Genomic DNA, 16,890 nt, shown 5'->3' on the forward strand with positions numbered 1-16,890 from the left:
TGCATTACCTTCCTAGATATTGTAGCAGGTTTATAGCATTTCCTGCAATATTTATCATTATTCCTGCTAATTCTACCCTATATTTTGTTAAAAATGAATTTTTAACCTCCGTATTTTGCGTGTCCAACAGAAGTGCGTCAATATCCTCTTCCAAAATACCATCAGCAATCATTCGGCTTTTATATTGCTCCAACTTATTTGAAAATGTATTTCCGTCTAGATATTGGTTTGCTTTACCGCTTCCTGTTATCACTTGAACAAAGCCACTTGTTTTTTCAATAGTAATATTCGCTTGCCCTTCATTGGTTTGCTTGCATCAACAGCATTTGTATCGGAGAGTTCGATTTTGTTTATAATCTCTTTTAAGGCTTCGCTCTCTCCTTTAATCCGCATCCAAAATTCAACATTATGCTTTACACCGGCATTTCCTTCGATCAACTTGATTAAACACCTTACAGATCTTCGTGAAGCTGCTGATAAAGAGGTCGCAGCGCTTATGAAAGAGATTGATTCTTCACTGTTAACCATTCCTGGTATTGGCGTTAAGCTAGGCGCTGTGATTCTTGCGGAAATTCGGAAATTCACTCCGTTCACAACTTCAAGACACCCGCTCAACTGTTAGCTTTCGCAGGATCAGAGCCTTCAATCAGTACCTCTGGGGAAAATCAAACAGAGAACAGTCACATGGCTAAACGGGGCTCTTCCCAATTACAGTAGGCGTTGCACGAAGCTGCCCGTTTATGCGCCATTTGGTCTCCATCCATGACGACATACTTCCATTTGATGTATTTTCCTCGTACAGACTGAGCGAATTTTAATGTTTTAACACTAGTATTATTTGGTAAAGACTCAGTAGTCCATGCTAGCTCCCATAACTGACCATCAGCACTAACGTCAACTTTGTATTTAGCAAATCTACCATTTACTCCTGCAGGAACATAATCTACTGCAGAAATATCCTTTTCATCTTTTAATATAATCGTATAGGATTTATCTGGAGTAGTCATATTCCATTTAGTATGCCATTGAGTATTTAGCATACCATCCACCATATGTTTTCCTGAGCTGCCAGCATTTTGCTTGTTAGCATATTTGACCCTTTCTATATCATAAATAGAAATATAACTGTACTGCTTATCTTCAGAATTTTTTTTTAAAGTATATCTAGCTTTATCACTAACTACATAAGTTCCATGCGCTGCATAACGCGCATATGTAACAACGTCACCTTTAATTTTTTCATGTAGCTGATAAGCTTTCCAAGTTTCGCCTCCATCTACACTGTATTCCAAATTTTCAATATTACCAATATATTCGTTTTCAAAATCATTGACTTGAAGAACATTAGCTGTAGGTGCAGTCCCAACTTTAATGTCAATTGTGTAAATTTCATTTGATCCCATTAATTTATTTTTAATATCATTTTGGGCTGTAATCGTAGCAACTTGTTCGTCACTGAGACGGATTGCATGCTCATCTGTCTCGATCCAATTAATGCCCCCATCAATGCTATATGCTACGCGGATAGCTGATGAATCATATTTGGAATTGAAAATAATTGTATTAGAGTTACTACCATTAAACGAGAAAGTAGCCAACTCGGTACTCATTGTGCTGAGCAAACTCTTAGCAATTCTTTGAGCATCTACTGGTTGTAATATATCTTTGGCGGTCGCACTGGCAGCTTTTTGAATGGTATTAGTCTTAATCAAGTCAAACACAGCTAAATTTTCTTCAGCAATGGATGGTTGAATTAGATTCATTATATCTCCGAAAGGAATTGGGAAATAGGCTAATCCGTTTGCGACCTCACGAGCCAAGTCTAAAAATTCAGTACTTGATTTTTTCGATACTTTATATTGATTGATAAGTTCAGCAAGCATATCCACATGATAAGGCATAACTTTTAGACCAGCTTAATAAGCTTCAGTTTTCTTATGCGTTTCCTGATAACTTTTAGCTAATAAATTATAGTACATAGCTTTTATATAATCATTTTCGTTATTCATAGCCTGCTGAGCAAGGAGAATATAGCTAACACCGTAATAACTATCCCAAAATTGAGAACCCTAGTTTAATACAGCTCTCTCTCCTTTTTCTGAACCTAATCATCCAGAAATATCATTCCCAATCCCCCATTTTCCTTTACCGTTTTCATCAACAGAGTAACTCAAAAATGCTTGTTTTTTATATAAAGACGAAAAAATATACTTAATTATTTAAAATTCATGTATTCCATTTTTACTTCCTCTATTTTTCTTTCTATTATTAATAGTTAAAACTTACTTCATATCCAGCCCCACTCTTTAATATATTGTTTGTAAAGTATGCAAAATAATTTTAAAGATTAATTATCATTTTAGTCAATATTCCAGAATATCATAAAAAATATAATGGTTGTATATAACGACAAATAAAATAAGATAACTAAATATTGTAGAACTCCAAAAAACCAGTTAGGCAGAGTGCTTAACTGGTTTTGTCATTGACTTTAGTCAGTTTCGTTCGCGATGCATGCGAAACAAAAAAACGCGCGTTTCTAAGCGTGGACGAAATAGCTTTAGCGATAAAAGTTTAGCACATACAAGATGGAATTGTAAGGTTCACATAGTCTTCACCCCGAAGTATCGATGAAAAGTGATTTATGGAAAGTTAAGAGTAAGTATTGGTAAGATAGTAAGAAAATGGATAGAGAGATATGAAGAAGGTGGTTTTTCTTCACTTGAGAACAAAAAAGAGGTAGAAAAACTAGCATGAATGCCAAGCCAAACACTCCAAAAAGACATAAAGATGAGTCTCTTGAAGAAGAAGTTCTTCGTTTAAGAGCAGAGAACGCATATTTAAAAAAGTTAGGAACCTTGATTTAAGAACAAAATTTGAGCAAGAAGAAATCAAGGTTAAAGCAATCCTTCAGCTCAAAAAAGAATTTAAACTGAATCTATTACTTTCAATTGCTTAATTAGCAAAATCAACTTATTATTACTGGATAAAAAAACTAGATAAGCCAGATAAATACAGCAAGATTAAACAAGGGATTAGAGCGATTGTAAAAGAATCAAGAGGCTCTTATGGTTATCGTAGAGTCACTTTAGTGCTGAAGATGAAGGGATATTCAATTAATCATGAACCGTTAGAAAATTAATGTCCCAAATGGGACTTACCTGTCAAATCCGAATAAAACGATATAAATCTTATAAAGGAACCGTAGGAAAAATTGCCAAGAATATATTACAACGAAAACTTTCAGCAGATAAACCTAACAATTTTCTAGTACAATGATCCATGGAGATATCCTTTCTTGGTGTAGTTTCGTTTTAGACGACTAAATCCTACCAGTTAGGCTATCTCTTTTCTATCTTTTTTACAAAAAAATGTCAGTAGAAAATCCATAGATTTTCCACCAACACTAAATATTGTAGAACCAAAACTTTTGATTTAGATAGGGTTTCCTAATTTTCTTCTGACCAAACTTATTCAGGCATGTCAACTATGAGATAGTTCAGTGTAAAATTCAATCGGTGATCCACTCTTTGATGAGATTCTTTTGAGACCACATTGGAATGTATTACTTTATTTTTTGTGTCCTTAAACTTGTTAAAAAATCATTGTTTATTTGAATATAAAATTTATAAGTTTTAGGACAATTTTATTGTGGTCAAAAACTTAAAAGTTGCTGATCCCTCTATATCATTAAGTAACTAGCCGTCATAAATTGTTTCTCTCTTACCAGTTTTTATAACTAAAACCAAAGCATAATCATCACGAATATCACATATTAATCTATATTTTCCTATTCGATATCGCCACAAGCCACTTTTATCAGCAGTAAGACCTTTTCCAGTCCATCTCGGATTTTCACAACCGTCAATATTCTTATTCAACCAAAGCAAAATCTGCTTTCGAATAGGTTTATTTAACTTCAAAAATTCTTTTTGTGCGCGTTTATCAAATTCAACGTGATAATTCATAAACCCTCAGCCTTCATCATGTCTTTAAGAGAGACCGATTCACCAGATAAATTTTTTAGCGCTTCAGATCCCGCTTGCAAGTCTAGGTAATCTTCAATTTTTTCTGTTAATGCTTGTTTCATTAAAGTTGATAAAGGCTGACCAGTTAGCTCAGCATAGCTTTGAAAAAATGCCTCTTCTTGTTCATTCAATCTTATAGTAGTAACGCTCATTGTAATCCCTCCCCTTAACTATATAACCATTGTATTACAATGTAATGCAAAAGTCAATCTTTTATAGTTTATAATACCTATCGATCAGCGAATCTACGTTTTTGTACTTTTGTTTCTTCAGCTGCTCTTCCCTTTCTGTCAGATTCTCATGGCAAAAAAAGCCAATCGTATCATTTACCTTCAAAATCCCCAATCGGTCTGATAAATAACAATACTCTTTTACTGATTTATCAACAATAATTGCATGGTCATACTAGAAGTAAATTCTTTTTAACCCCCTCTTTCTCAAGAGAATTCACCTCACCATTTCTTTTCATCAGTATCTACTAAAACAAACCGATTGGTGCCTGTAATTAGTTGATGTCTTCGTTGACAAGTTTTACATTCATAAAACTCAGTAGGGTACTTAAATTCATGCTTTCTTTCATACACTTGTTGTGCAAGTTCACCACAATCACATTCAATCCACTTTGGCGGCCAGTATAATCGCTTGTTATAAAATGTAATCGGTACTTTCCATTGGCCACCGTAACATTTCCGATCAAAAACCATAAGAATCATCCCTTCAATCTCTTGTTCTTAGTTATTATCGGTTGTTTTTCCATTCCTTCGCTTTAGTAGTCAGTTCATAAACATAAGCGACAGCCATGCCACATCGGATCGCTCCAAGTCTTTCTGAACAAGTGACATCTGCATCAATCAAGGCTTGTTCAACGCCAGTATTTTCAGACCAACCTTTGATTGCTACAAATTCCTGTTTAATTTGCATGTCTGTATTTACTGTCGCTGTCTCAACTAGCTCTTCTTCCTTACTTCCTCGTTTTTTCTCACCAATAAAATCACAACATTATTGTTGGCTGAATAGTTTTCAAATCTCACACGACATTTTTTCTTGTTTAAAACAACATTCATCAAATGTTCCTACTCTATTGATAGCCTTTATTGACTTACTTTATACTCTCATTATATATGGATTTCCCTATATAGCCAACGATTTTCTATGGATATTCTTATGTTTTTGTAGTACATTAGATACTGAATCGAGGTGTAATTATGGAAGATACATATAAAACAACAGAGGCTCAACGCAAAGCAATCAAAAAGTATGAACAAAAGAATGCTGCTGAAAAGCAATACCGAAATAAGAAGTATGCAACAAAAAGTTTTATTACAAAACTTGCAACAGACGAAGATATAGAATTAGTTCGAGAATGGCTAAAAGAGCGAGAAAATCAAAAAGACATTGACTAATTTCCAACAACAGAAATAAGGGGGCGTGACATAAGTTAACTAGTTACGCTCTCCAAAATATAAGGAGCACTCGAAAATCATGTGAATTTTCGAGTGCTCCTTGTTTTTTTTATTCATTTTGGGTAGTTCAAGTACCTATTTTTGTCAATTTCATCATATTGATTGCCGTAATGAGTAAACCCGTCTGTTTTCTGACTTTTTCTAAGCCCCGAACCGTGTATCGAGTGAAACCCAAACAAGCCTTCATAAATCCGAAGACTGTTTCCACGTCGATCTTTCTCCGACCATATATTTTTTGAATTTCAGGCGTTGATAAGCGCTCTTTTTGTTTTTCTTTATGGTATTCCCAAGACGGATTTACAGTGATCTTTCTGCGATTCCCCTTTGGGGTTAAGACTTCAGGAATGAGCGCTTGGTTCGCATCCGTTTTTTCTACTTGGTATTCTTTAAAATCTCGGACAAAACCATCCGCATCTGTTCGTTGACGGTAAGCATGAAAATTAAATCGTACCCCTTTGGGGTCGATGTAAAAGTCCTCCTTAGGCTCATAATCCCAATTCATTACTTTCCGATCATCTGTCTGCCATTTCTTGCTTTGTTCTTTAAACATCGTTCCATAAGGAATCAGTGCAGTATGCTGGGGAAGTTCATCTTCTATATAGCGGTAATTGCTTTCTGAACCATAGCCTGCATCGGCGACCAAATAATGAGGGGACTTTTGTGCAATCTTCATCTTTTCCAGTAATGGTTTCAGTGTCTTAGTGTCTGTTGGGTTTTGAAAGACATCGTAGCCGAGTACAAATTGATTACAAGTAGCGATCTGCAGGTTATACGCAGGCTTAAGTTGGCCATTTTTCATAGGGTCTTCTTTTACGCGCATGAATGTCGCATCATGATCAGTTTTTGAATAACTGTTTCTTGTCCCATAAGTAGAAAACTGCGTTTGATGTTCCAGAAGTTTTCCTCGTTTTGTATTTAATTTGCGTACTTGGCTTTTCAACGTTCGCCGTTGTTGTTTCGCTGGATTTGGCAAAAGACGTTACGTTGCCTCAACTTCTTTTTCTAGTTCTTCCAGACGTAGTTCCATCCGTGTTAACAGTTCATCTATCATGTCTACCGTCAAGGACGTCCCTTCGGGAATCTGTTTCAGGGCATACGCTTCTCTTAGTTCCGTCATCATAGTAAGCAGTTTTTCGCGATTCATTTGATCGAATCGGATCGTGTTTTTCTTCCAGACAAAGCTGTACTTATTCGCATCTGCCAAGATTTTTGTACCGTCAATAAACAACGCATCATCAATCAGATTCCGTGCCCGCAGATACTCTGTCAACTGATCTAAGCCTTTATTGGTCAACTCCTGTACATCGTTAGATACACAAAAACGGGCGATCGTTCGATAAGTCGGAACCCGTTCTTGCGTCAACCAGCGAGCATATAGGTTTTCTTCAGCTAAGCGTTCAATCTTGCGACTTGTAAAGGTTTCTCGCGTATACGCAAAAAGAACCAACTTCATCATGGCACCTAAATCATATTCTCTTGGTCGACCAAAAAGATAGGGGGCATTAATCTGAAGCGCTTCGACCAGTTCATGGATAAAAACGGCGACATGATTTTCTTTTGGAGAAAATGAAGTAGATAGATCCAAAGTGAGTTGATTCATGTTATAATTAGTATACATTTTGTTTAGTCCTTTCAGGATTAAATGATGGGGCATTGGCGGGAACCGGTGCTCCTTTTTATTTTACCCAAAAAACCGCAAGAAATGAACGATTTCTCGTCATTTCTTACGGTTTTCTTCTATGGACTTATGACACAGTCCCTTATGTTTATTCAAGTTTGTTCTACCAGATTGTCTTTTCATATTTGAAATGAAGCGTGAATTGTCAATCGATATCTTCATTTTTTTACAAACTGCTGAATTAAGATATGTCTATTTCAAACTCCTCCTGTTTCTCAATTATACTAGAATGTTCTCTTTCTTTTGTCAAATAAGCTTCTATTTCAGACTGAATCTCTTGTTGTCGCAATACTTTCTCTTGTAATTCTTGAGCGTGAATAAATGGTTGCTTGATTTGTTCTTTAGCACTTTCCATCTTTTCTTTTGTTTCTTGAACTTCCCCAGCTGCTTCTTGTAACATTTCGGGCAGTTGACTGATTTTGTTCTCTATCCGACGAATGCTTCCAATTTGAGTGCTAGGATCTACAAGCAGATCGTAGTGCCCCTTTCCTTCAAGTCGAAGTTGTAAACTCCCATATGCTAACTCACTTTTCCGCACAGAAAATTTAAATCCTTTATATTCTCCGATTTCCACAAAATCTGGAGAGCGTATATAAAGGAACGTAGCACTTTCAAAGACTTCTCCTGCTTTTGATCTTTCCGTGTATTCTTTGCCATCGATCACGATCGAAAACTCGTCAGGATCATTGTCTTTATAGCATTGAATGTCTTCTTGTAACGTGGCCATATGCTGCTCCCCGCTTTTTATCATTGACGGATAGATTTGATCGATCGAGCGTTTCAATAGCTCTCGCTCATTCAAATACGAAGATTGCAACATCCTCAATTTAGCTATCTCATTATCCAAACGCATTTTATCCGCAAGTAGTGGGTTACCTGTTGCAACTGCTTTGATCTCAGAAGCGTCTAAAACCGTTTCAGACATTTCATCTACGGTTCGAGTGATTGCCTTACCAGTCATGACTTGAGAGATATACGTGAGTTTTTGTTCCTGGATCTGCCACAAGAAGCTGTCAAACGTACCTTTGGCTACATAACGATAGATCTGGATCTCTTTATTCTCATTCCCTTGTCGAACAATACGACCATCTCTTTGCTCAATATCTGAAGGACGCCAAGGGCAGTCCACGTGGTGTGCCGCAATCAATTTATCCTGGATATTCGTACCGGTCCCAACTTTTCCGGTACTTCCGACCAAGATACGGACTTCACCTTCTCGGACTTTCTCAAATAAAGCGTCTCGCTGCGCTTCAGTTTTTGCATCGTGAATAAAGGCAATTTCGTTTTCAGGTATATTTTTTTCGATCAGCTCACGCTTGATTTCATCATATACATTGAATTTACCTGGTTTTGGCGTTCCCGAATCAGAGAAAATAAGTTGTGTCGATCGTTGTTCTTTTGTTTCTAACCAAATAGAAAATACTTTTTCGGCTGCACGTGCAATTTTGGTCTGTTTTAATTCTTGTGGATCATATTTTGATTCTTCATAGTCATCTAACAAACGTGGATCTAGTGCCATTAACTTCGCTTCATTCGTGATTTTAAGCATGTTATCCTGTTCCGGAAATACTTCACGATTCCTGATTTTTTCTGCACGCATTGCTAATTGATCCATCTTATCTTTTTGATAGGAAATTGGATCTGTGACAATGATTTGTGCTTTCTCTCCTTTGATTGCTGGTACAGGAAGAGTGAGCATATCTTTGGTTTGAATGTCCGCGATCAAATTAAACATACTCATCAGTTCCGGAAGATTGTGGAATTTAGAAAAACGATTCTTCATCTGATAACCACTACCTTCAGGTGTGATTTCCAGTGAAGAAACGATTTCACCAAAGGTAGACGCCCAAGCATCAAAATGATAGACACCAAAGTCCTTTAATACATCTGGTTGTAAGTATTTTTGCATCGTATACATTTCTGACATCGAGTTAGAGATTGGCGTTCCTGTCGCAAAAACAACACCACGACCCTGATTTTCTTCAAGCATATACTTCACTTTCATTTCCATATCACTGGATCTTAGACTGTTAGACGCATTGACCCCTGCTACATTAGATAACTTGGTGTAGGAATAGAGGTTTTTATACAAATGAGCTTCATCTACAAACAGAAAATCGACGCCCAAGTCCTCAAAGTAAATCAAATCATCTTTCTTATCTTGTTTATTTAGTTTTTCCAATCGTTCATTGAGCCTTTTCTCAAAGCTGATCATCTGCTTGATCGACCAAGAGTCCACATCATTCTCCATCTGATAAGCAGCGATTGCTTCAGAGACTTGATTGATTTCTGCTTTTAACATGCTTCGTTGGCGTTTTGGAGATAAGGCAATTTTTTCAAACTGAGAATGGCCAATAATCACGGCATCATAGTCGCCTACAGCGATTCGAGAAACAAACTGTTGACGATTGGCTTTCTCAAAGTCTTTTTTGGTCGTAACAAGCACTTTTTTGGACGGATAGAACCGCAAAAGTTCTGTTCCGAAATCGCCAGTCAGGTGGTTCGGAACGACATACATCGGTTTCTTGATCAATCCATGTGCTTTCATCATCATTCCTGAAGCAATCATAGTTAACGTCTTACCCGCACCCACCACATGCGCCATTAATCCTCGTCCATTTTGAATGATTCGGGCAACCATGTTCTTCTGGTGCGGTCGTAATTCAATTTTTTCATTTAGATCGTCAAACTCCAGGTAACTGCCATCATAGGTTCTTGGTACTAATCGATTGAAGCGTTCCTCATAAATTCCTTGCAGTTCTTCAAGAACTTGGGAATGATTCATGACCCAATTTTTGAAGATCTCTTGCAGCTCTTCTTGTTTTGACCGAGCATACTGCGTTTCTTTAGGGTTCAAGACGTAATGTGATTTTCCATCGCCATCTTCTACTCGATCTCGGATTTCGATTTTTTGGAGATTCAAACTGTTTTCAAAAATAAGGTACGCGTTGGCACGAGCTGTTCCGTAGCGATTGCTGACGATCGGTCCTTTATGGTTATTTTTTCCCGAAATAAAATAGCGAGAAGCCATTGGATCATAATCCAGCTGCACGTAGTGTTCTCGAACCATCCATGGTGGGGTATCAAACGTCTCAAACATAAATTGCTCATATGTTTCTTTAGGTATCCAGGTACTTCCGACGGAATAATCGATCTCACCAGCTTTTAAAGGTTCCGGCTGTGCTTTCTCTAAAGAAGACACATTCTTTTCAAATAGTCCTGGATAGACTTCATTGAAGTGACGTGCTTCTACTAACTTTAGTTTGACGTCACCACTTAGGTATTCCTCTCTTACTTCCCAAACATCACCAAATTGATCTCCTTTATACTTCAGTGGATCAATGAATATCTGACCTTCGAGTTCTTCCACTATGGTTCCCTTATCTTTTCCATAAACATCCGCCATGAAATCTAAATCGACTTTTAGCCGACGTCCCAATGACAACTGTAAGGCTTCAATTGCCGTATTGACTGTGGTAACTGGTTCTTTCCTCCGGATAGTTGCTTTAAAAAAGACATCCCCTTTTTCAACAGAGCCATCCTTATGGATAATTTCAATGGATTTCAAAAGTGGCAAATATTCTTCTCGTTGAATTACTTTTGCATTTTGTGTTATCGGACCAAATTCAAAGACAAAGGTATCGTACGTTTGATTTAGCTTTGCCAGTGCAAGTTGAAACTCTTCCTCACTATAATCTTCTTGTCGTTGAATATGGATCACTTGTAATAACTCTTCTTTGATTTTGATTAATTGTGAAAGCTGTTTTTCTACTTTTTCAGATCCCTCAAATGCTTCTAGGTAGCCATTGTTGTTGAAGTAGATTTTCCCTTGGCTTTGGCCGTAATTGAAATTCGGAATCTCGGAAACTGAAACTTCATTGTCTGTTTTTTGTCCTACGATAGAGATCTCTTCAGCTGAAGGCGTTAGCTCGAACGTTCCTGGTATCTTTTCAATCGCAGTCCTTAGTTCATCAATCAAATTCGCTTCAGGATTTGCTTTCACATCGAGGGTTTTCCCACGAAAATTCTTAAGTGAAAGTTCGCCAAGAATCATGTCCGTATTATTAACAAAATAGTTGTTAAATGCTTTTCCTGGTACATCTCTATGCATGCCGACAAACACCCAGTTAGGCGTATATGAGCGGTCAATTTCCGAATTCTTTTGAAAGAATATAAGGTCAGTAACAACATCGGTACCTGCTATTTTTTTGAACGCATTGCTTGGTAAACGAACGGCGCCAAGCAATTCACCTGTTTTTGCATACTCACGTCGAACATTTTCACTTTGTTTGTCTAATGTTGCGGTGGACGTGATAACAGCTACAATACCGCCTTCTTTTACACTATCCAATGCTTTTTTGATAAAGTAATCATGAATGGCATAGCTATGGTCGTAGTTAAGATCTTCGATTTGTATGCTGTCAAAAGGAATGTTACTGATTACGAGATCAAAGCCATTTTTATTTAGAGGGGTATTTTCAAAACCAGTCACCTCAATGGTTGCATCTTGGTGTAAGTGTTTTGCGATCGCTCCAGTCAATGGATCTAATTCAACCCCGTATAGATTGGACTGAGTTCTTAATGATTCAGGCATAGCAGAAAAGAAGTTTCCAGTTCCCATCGAAGGATCTAAAACATTTCCTCCCTGGAATCCCATAGTCTGTAACTTCTCATAGATCACTTCTATTAGCCGTGGATCTGTGTAGTAAGCCGTTAACACACTTTCACGTGCTTGACGGTATTCCTCTTCAGTCAACAATTTTTTCAGCTGTTGGCGCTCATTTTTTAATTGATCATCACGTGTATCGAAGATACTTGCCAATCCGCCCCATCCAACGTACTTCGCCAGAACCTTTTGTTCTTCTGCCGTAGCCATTCGCTTTTCAGTTTCGAGTTTTCTTACTAGCGCAATGGCTTCAATATTCGCTTGAATTTTGTCTTTAGTTCCTTTGGGATAGAAGGTGTCTAGCGATTCTAACGGAAATGAAAAAGAATTACTGCCTTTCGTTTGAACAATTCGGCTTTCTCGTGTTTCAACTGGTTCAGAAGTTTTTTCTACTTTTGGTTTTGGAATCAAGGCAACCTCAGATCCATAGCCGGTATTTTGAAGTGGTTCTTCAGCTGCTTCAAAATCATCCATGTCAAAGAGGGTAATTTCTTCTGGTTCCACTTCTTCAGTGTCCATTTTCTCGCTTGCCGTTATTTGTGACTTGGTTTGATAAACCTCGATTCGTTCTTTCTCTTCAGTCGTCAAATAATCATTTTGGGCAATGAGAAACTCTAAACGTTCTACAATTTCTTTCCATTTGTAGATTTTTTCCTGTTCTTTGCCATCGACTGTTGCTAAAATTCGAATGCCTCTGCTTGGCATGCTATCCATCATCGAAAAGGTTGATCCCTCGATTGAAAGTGTTCGGCCATACCAGCCAAATTCACCTTTCAAAAATTGGATACGTTCCTTTAGATTTTTCGTTTGTGAAAAGTGCAGATATACACGAATTCGCCCGTCAACTGTACCTGTTCCAGTTTTCAGTAGATCGTTGATTACTGCTTCAGTAAATATTTCCGGTTTAGGAGAAGCTTGGCTATCTGATTGCTCATTTGAAGAAATTAAAAAAGGTTCAGAAGACGTATTTTCTTCCAAACCTTTTTCCGGATCATTTTGTTTTACAGAATCTCGCTCATCGCTATCTCGATTGCTTGTTCCCGATAGGTGTTGCGGATCTTTGTGGCTGTCTCCAGATCCTGTTGTTCCTCTAAAGTCAACGGATTCTTTTGCTCCATCTGTTCTGCTAGCGCTACTGCTCGTTCCCAGACTTTCTTGTCGATAGCGTGGCCATAAGTCATTAATTCCCCTTGCATCAGTTTCATCTGATATTCCGCTGGCTGTTCTTCCTTCAATTTTTCCACGGCGATTGAACCAAAACGACCGAGCGGTTGGTTTTCTGGATACTCCACTTGCGGAATCAGCTGTCCGTTCTGGTTCTCTTGATACATCAATTTCATTTTCCTTGCTCCTCTCAGTTTTATAAATCAAAATATCTTTACTTAAAAATCGGTTGATCTCGTTTGCTTTGGTCATCACTTCCACAAACGTCCGAAAATTTTGCAGTTGTGCCAGTTCTTTTAATTCAGGAATTGGCTGAATCAAGGCTTTACTTTGAACCATTGCTAAACCTATCTCTAAAGCCAATCTTCTATGAACAGGATCTTCCAAGTCTGCTGTAAAAGAGTCGATCATATCCTGTCTTTCTTGTGTGATAAAATCTGGCCACGTGTGTTCTTCCAAACTGTAATCTGGAAAATCTAGCACTTTCCCAATGGTCTGATTCAAATCAAAGTAATACGAGGCTTTTATTTGGTTATTTGAAAAACCGAGTGTCATGATTGCTTTACTGCCACGTTTGACTTGACGACCGATTTTTTTCCATGTAGCGAAATCCGCTAAATAGCGAGCTTCGGGATTTTGACCATGAATAAATAGTTGGTCATTTACATCGTATTTTTGAAGGAACTTTATTTGTTCCAAGTACTGTTGAAAGGATTGTACCGTTTCTACAGTTTCAGCAAATGATTGCTTAAAAAGCATTCGTAAGGTAGATTTTTTTTCTCGTCCATGTGCGCCTCCTGAAAGTTAGTGTGGCGCATGGATAAACTCAATCAAAAAAAGGAAAGTCAAAAATGGCTAAGAAGGTTTGAGCAACTAGAAGAAACTCCCCTTCATCGCATGTGCCGGACAACGTGTACAGATCTGCGGAAGGATTGATCGTAAAAAACTCAGAACAATCAACGATCATCGAATGTTTTGAAGGCTCTAAGCTAATTTTGACCTCTAACGGTGCTTCAGTCGCAGCGTCCGTCACTTTGCAGACGATCACTCGCTCATATGTGTCGTAAAAGACATCTGCACTAAGAACTAGATACATTTGTCCCTCGTTATCTGATAGAATGTTGCGTTGACTCCAGTTACTTTTCATCGCTTATCTGCTTTAATGGATTTTCAATCTTTGGAACAAGCTCAATAATGCCATTTTCTTTTTGGTGGCAATAAAAGTATTGATTTTCTTTTATTTGTAATTCTTTGGGCAGAGAAATGACGAGCGAGTTTCCAATGATTCTAGTTTTGACTGCTTTCATGATTGCTGTTCACCTCATGCGCTATTATACTCGTATATCCGCAGATATACAATAGTTTTTATTTGTAAAAAAAAGAACCAGCTATGCTGATTCTTCAAAATTCAATTTCGTTCTGTTTTTGTTTCGCACGTTTTTTATTTGCTTTTATCCCTTTTTCTTCCACCGCAATTGCTTTTTCCATAAGATTTGAGATAGAGTTCATAGTGTCCTCATAAGAGATCATTGCAGCATAAGGATTGCCCTCTTTATAACGATCCCATGTTTTTCTTAGATCTCCACTATTTTTTATAAGATCCATGTTTTCTTGGAAATAATTTTTCAAAGGTTCAGTTTTCCCACGTTTACTGAATGTATTTCGTACACTTTCCATCAAAGTTTTGTCATCAATTTTTTCCATTTTAGGAATCATATACAAATCATAAAAATCTTTTCCTCTGGAATTATCAGTCAAGAAATCAAACGTTGCACTTAATTTTTCAGCTACAATTTGTTCAGTAGGATAAGACTCCAAGTGAATGGTCCGATCCTCAAACATAAGCTTGTGTTCATGATTGACTGTTTCAGGGTGAATAGAATCTCCAGTCGTAATGTCCACTTTAAAGTCGGGTCTCATATTTTCTAAATGAGCAAGTACTCGCAAACTGAACCCTGGATAAAAATCAGCTTCCCTCGTTTCTTTGATTGCTTTGATCTCGAATTGAATCCCTTCTTTTGTTGGCTCTGAAAAAATATCATCTAAGACAGAGGTTAAAACTTCTTCAGTCAACTTCATTTCACGGAAAGTTGCATCAATATCTTTGGTTGTTCTATTTTCAATACCATATTTTGAACCAATGAGAAATCCACCCTTTAGAACAAAGTTATCTCGATAAGGAGATTCTGCAATTTTTTCTAAAAACTTTTCCATCATGTAATGACGTAATACTAGTTGGGGATCTACTTCTTTTTCCCTAGCAATATTTTTAACTTTACTCTTTAATTGAGTAGGTGTCATAAACTGTCCTCATTTAATTTAGTGCCATGATATATGAGCGCATTTCCTTTTCTACTGGAAGAATATTTCTGTATTCATTAAGCTTTCTAAGATCTCTTTTATCGGATTTCATATAAGCTTTAATCGCCTTAATCCTAATTTCGTCTTCAACGATATACCAAGGATTCCAAATATCACATAACGTTCGCTCAACATCATATGCAACGAGTGTATTTCCATATCGACTTCTGACTTTTGTTCTTCCGACACTATAATATTCAGGTTTCGTAAAGTGCAAATCAACTGCAAATTCCGTCAATCCTTTTTCGGAAACATGATATCCATATGGAACAGTCATGTCAATCTTTCTAGGGATCATATCAGTTAGATCATATAGATCCAAAGCAGTAATGTGAGAGATAATACCACGTTCATACTTCTTTTGTGCAATAAGGAGTTCGTCTGCAAATTGACCAGGTAAAGTAAAAAAACCAGGATATTCTCTGTCTAACTCGCCACGATCAACCATTCGCTTAATAGTAACTGGTGAAACGCCTGCTTCTTTTGCATCCTTCATAGCCAATGTCCCATTGTATTGTTCTAATAACTGATAAACAACTTTTTTCATTTCAATCGCCCCCTTTTTTTGTATACAAATAGACTTATAATTACATTATAACATAAGTCTATTCGTATACAAGGGATTTTAATTGAATCTAAAATGGCCTAAGTCATTTCAAATCCTTGTGCTTTTTCTTTCCGCTTCTTTTTACTTTTGTTAATTGCCACCTTTTCCTCGATAATCATTTCATCATCTTCTTGTATGAGCAGATTGGTAGTTTCAATTTCGTCCTCTTCCTCAATCGGTCGATAAAGTGTTTCAAATTCCTGAAATGAGCGCATTCCCTGATTTTGAGCTATGAAGGTTTCGACATCTCGATAAGAATAAACCTTTGTATAGTCTTGAAGACGTTCCGCTAAAACATACAGCTCTTGCTGATTCTCATCAGGAACCACCGAAATCGTTAACGTTGGATCTTTTTCAAAATAAGCGACAATCTTTTCTCGTTCTTTTCTAACATCTAATCCTTGATCTCCAGTATCTGTCTGAACCATAATTTCCCTCCTAAAAAAACGGTCAGGCACTTTCGCCAAACCGTCTATTCTTTCTCATTGTTTTGTCAAATATTTGATTGACTCTCATACTGCAGTTCACGATATGCTCGCTCGTTTAGATAATGCTGCAGACTGTTTTCGCAAGATCTCCTTAATGATTGAACCATCTTTCGCATTTCCATTTCTTTGCGACGATTTTGGAATCGAGAAACACTTCTTGGAGCCACGCTTTTCCGCTTTGCGGTTTCTTTTTTTAGTAGCTCTTCGAGTTCTGCAGCTGTTGGTTGATAGGCTTCTGTTTGACTAATATCGTAAACACAAATTTCTTCAAAGACGACTGTGTCTTCTATTTTGTACGGCGCAATGATAACCAACGGTTGATCGATCTCGTCATCACGCACCTTACGGCCATTTAGTTTCCATTGTTGGGGCCCATAAACAAACGTAGCCCCAGGGTTTTGACTCAGGATCATCGTTCGGTTTTTTTTTGAAAAT

The 16,890-nt window shown here is 37.3% G+C and carries 14 protein-coding genes and 3 pseudogenes; 3 read left to right on the forward strand and 14 right to left on the reverse strand.

Annotated elements, in window-relative coordinates; all coding sequences use genetic code 11:
* Positions 1-4: 4 nt before the first annotated feature.
* Positions 5-253, reverse strand: a complete 249-nt coding sequence (locus IGI96_RS19345) for a hypothetical protein (RefSeq protein ID WP_438785667.1) — start codon at positions 251-253, stop codon at positions 5-7.
* Positions 250-438 (reverse strand): hypothetical protein, encoded by a 189-nt coding sequence (locus IGI96_RS19350; RefSeq protein ID WP_438785668.1) that lies wholly within the window; start codon positions 436-438, stop codon positions 250-252. The genes IGI96_RS19345 and IGI96_RS19350 overlap by 4 nt, the downstream gene beginning before the upstream one ends.
* Before the next feature lie 177 nt (positions 439-615).
* Here IGI96_RS19350 and IGI96_RS19355 point away from each other — a divergent pair, with 177 nt between their 5' ends.
* Complete coding sequence (locus IGI96_RS19355) at positions 616-717, forward strand: hypothetical protein (RefSeq protein WP_438785679.1); 102 nt, start codon at positions 616-618, stop codon at positions 715-717.
* On the opposite strand, the gene IGI96_RS19360 is transcribed toward IGI96_RS19355, so the two are convergent.
* Positions 681-1,901 (reverse strand): discoidin domain-containing protein, encoded by a 1,221-nt coding sequence (locus IGI96_RS19360; RefSeq protein WP_438785669.1) that lies wholly within the window; start codon positions 1,899-1,901, stop codon positions 681-683. The two genes, IGI96_RS19355 and IGI96_RS19360, sit on opposite strands and share 37 nt — an antisense overlap.
* Before the next feature lie 778 nt (positions 1,902-2,679).
* Here IGI96_RS19360 and IGI96_RS19365 point away from each other — a divergent pair.
* A pseudogene (locus tag IGI96_RS19365) lies at positions 2,680-3,261 on the forward strand (IS3 family transposase); the annotation flags it as partial.
* 437 nt (positions 3,262-3,698) lie between these two features.
* Here the strand turns inward: IGI96_RS19365 and IGI96_RS19370 are convergent.
* The 3 genes from IGI96_RS19370 to IGI96_RS19380 form a co-directional block, all read right to left on the reverse strand.
* Complete coding sequence (locus tag IGI96_RS19370) at positions 3,699-3,968, reverse strand: type II toxin-antitoxin system RelE family toxin (RefSeq protein ID WP_438785670.1); 270 nt, start codon at positions 3,966-3,968, stop codon at positions 3,699-3,701.
* A complete protein-coding gene (relB, locus tag IGI96_RS19375; RefSeq protein WP_023520736.1) occupies positions 3,965-4,180 on the reverse strand; it encodes a type II toxin-antitoxin system RelB family antitoxin in 216 nt (71 codons plus the stop codon). Before relB ends, IGI96_RS19370 begins: the two co-directional genes overlap by 4 nt.
* 586 nt (positions 4,181-4,766) lie before the next feature.
* Positions 4,767-4,949 carry a hypothetical protein gene (locus tag IGI96_RS19380; RefSeq protein ID WP_438785671.1) on the reverse strand — a complete coding sequence of 61 codons (183 nt, stop codon included), beginning with the start codon at positions 4,947-4,949 and terminating at the stop codon, positions 4,767-4,769.
* Between the two features lie 284 nt (positions 4,950-5,233).
* On the opposite strand from IGI96_RS19380, the gene IGI96_RS19385 reads away from it, so the two are divergent.
* Positions 5,234-5,431, forward strand: coding sequence for a hypothetical protein (locus IGI96_RS19385; RefSeq protein WP_438785672.1), 198 nt, complete (start codon positions 5,234-5,236; stop codon positions 5,429-5,431).
* 127 nt (positions 5,432-5,558) lie between these two features.
* Here IGI96_RS19385 and IGI96_RS19390 read toward each other — a convergent pair.
* From IGI96_RS19390 to IGI96_RS19425, 8 genes and pseudogenes are all read right to left on the reverse strand, one after another.
* A pseudogene (locus IGI96_RS19390) lies at positions 5,559-7,109 on the reverse strand (IS1182 family transposase).
* Positions 7,110-7,350: 241 nt separating this feature from the next.
* A complete protein-coding gene (locus IGI96_RS19395) occupies positions 7,351-13,758 on the reverse strand; it encodes an SNF2-related protein (RefSeq protein ID WP_438785673.1) in 6,408 nt (2,135 codons plus the stop codon).
* 67 nt (positions 13,759-13,825) lie between these two features.
* The gene (locus tag IGI96_RS19400) at positions 13,826-14,146 is read right to left on the reverse strand and encodes a type II toxin-antitoxin system PemK/MazF family toxin (protein WP_438785674.1); all 321 of its coding nucleotides are present in this window, start codon (positions 14,144-14,146) and stop codon (positions 13,826-13,828) included.
* Entirely contained in the window at positions 14,136-14,306 is a 171-nt protein-coding gene (mazE, locus tag IGI96_RS19405; protein ID WP_138314768.1) for a type II toxin-antitoxin system PemI/MazE family antitoxin, read from the reverse strand. Before mazE ends, IGI96_RS19400 begins: the two co-directional genes overlap by 11 nt.
* A gap of 94 nt (positions 14,307-14,400) precedes the next feature.
* On the reverse strand, positions 14,401-15,300 hold the full coding sequence (locus IGI96_RS19410) for a nucleotidyl transferase AbiEii/AbiGii toxin family protein (protein WP_438785675.1): 900 nt from the start codon (positions 15,298-15,300) through the stop codon (positions 14,401-14,403).
* A 13-nt stretch (positions 15,301-15,313) separates the two neighbouring features.
* Complete coding sequence (locus IGI96_RS19415) at positions 15,314-15,907, reverse strand: type IV toxin-antitoxin system AbiEi family antitoxin domain-containing protein (protein ID WP_438785676.1); 594 nt, start codon at positions 15,905-15,907, stop codon at positions 15,314-15,316.
* A gap of 98 nt (positions 15,908-16,005) precedes the next feature.
* On the reverse strand, positions 16,006-16,395 hold the full coding sequence (locus tag IGI96_RS19420; protein ID WP_438785677.1) for a hypothetical protein: 390 nt from the start codon (positions 16,393-16,395) through the stop codon (positions 16,006-16,008).
* Positions 16,396-16,460: 65 nt separating this feature from the next.
* Positions 16,461-16,890, reverse strand: a pseudogene (locus IGI96_RS19425) (MobP2 family relaxase); the annotation flags it as partial.

This window comes from Enterococcus sp. DIV0421 (assembly GCF_051713745.1).
Lineage (GTDB): Bacteria > Bacillota > Bacilli > Lactobacillales > Enterococcaceae > Enterococcus_D > Enterococcus_D casseliflavus.

Bases quoted from the DNA above. Each gene is read 5' to 3' on its own strand.
- IGI96_RS19360 (WP_438785669.1), bottom strand. From the start codon at position 1,901: ATGCCTTATCATGTGGATATGCTTGCTGAACTTATCAATCAATATAAA.
- IGI96_RS19370 (WP_438785670.1), bottom strand. From the start codon at position 3,968: ATGAATTATCACGTTGAATTTGATAAACGCGCACAAAAAGAATTTTTG.
- relB (WP_023520736.1), bottom strand. From the start codon at position 4,180: ATGAGCGTTACTACTATAAGATTGAATGAACAAGAAGAGGCATTTTTT.
- IGI96_RS19380 (WP_438785671.1), bottom strand. From the start codon at position 4,949: ATGCAAATTAAACAGGAATTTGTAGCAATCAAAGGTTGGTCTGAAAAT.
- IGI96_RS19385 (WP_438785672.1), top strand. From the start codon at position 5,234: ATGGAAGATACATATAAAACAACAGAGGCTCAACGCAAAGCAATCAAA.
- IGI96_RS19395 (WP_438785673.1), bottom strand. From the start codon at position 13,758: ATGCTTTTTAAGCAATCATTTGCTGAAACTGTAGAAACGGTACAATCC.
- IGI96_RS19400 (WP_438785674.1), bottom strand. From the start codon at position 14,146: ATGAAAAGTAACTGGAGTCAACGCAACATTCTATCAGATAACGAGGGA.
- mazE (WP_138314768.1), bottom strand. From the start codon at position 14,306: ATGAAAGCAGTCAAAACTAGAATCATTGGAAACTCGCTCGTCATTTCT.
- IGI96_RS19410 (WP_438785675.1), bottom strand. From the start codon at position 15,300: ATGACACCTACTCAATTAAAGAGTAAAGTTAAAAATATTGCTAGGGAA.
- IGI96_RS19415 (WP_438785676.1), bottom strand. From the start codon at position 15,907: ATGAAAAAAGTTGTTTATCAGTTATTAGAACAATACAATGGGACATTG.
- IGI96_RS19420 (WP_438785677.1), bottom strand. From the start codon at position 16,395: ATGGTTCAGACAGATACTGGAGATCAAGGATTAGATGTTAGAAAAGAA.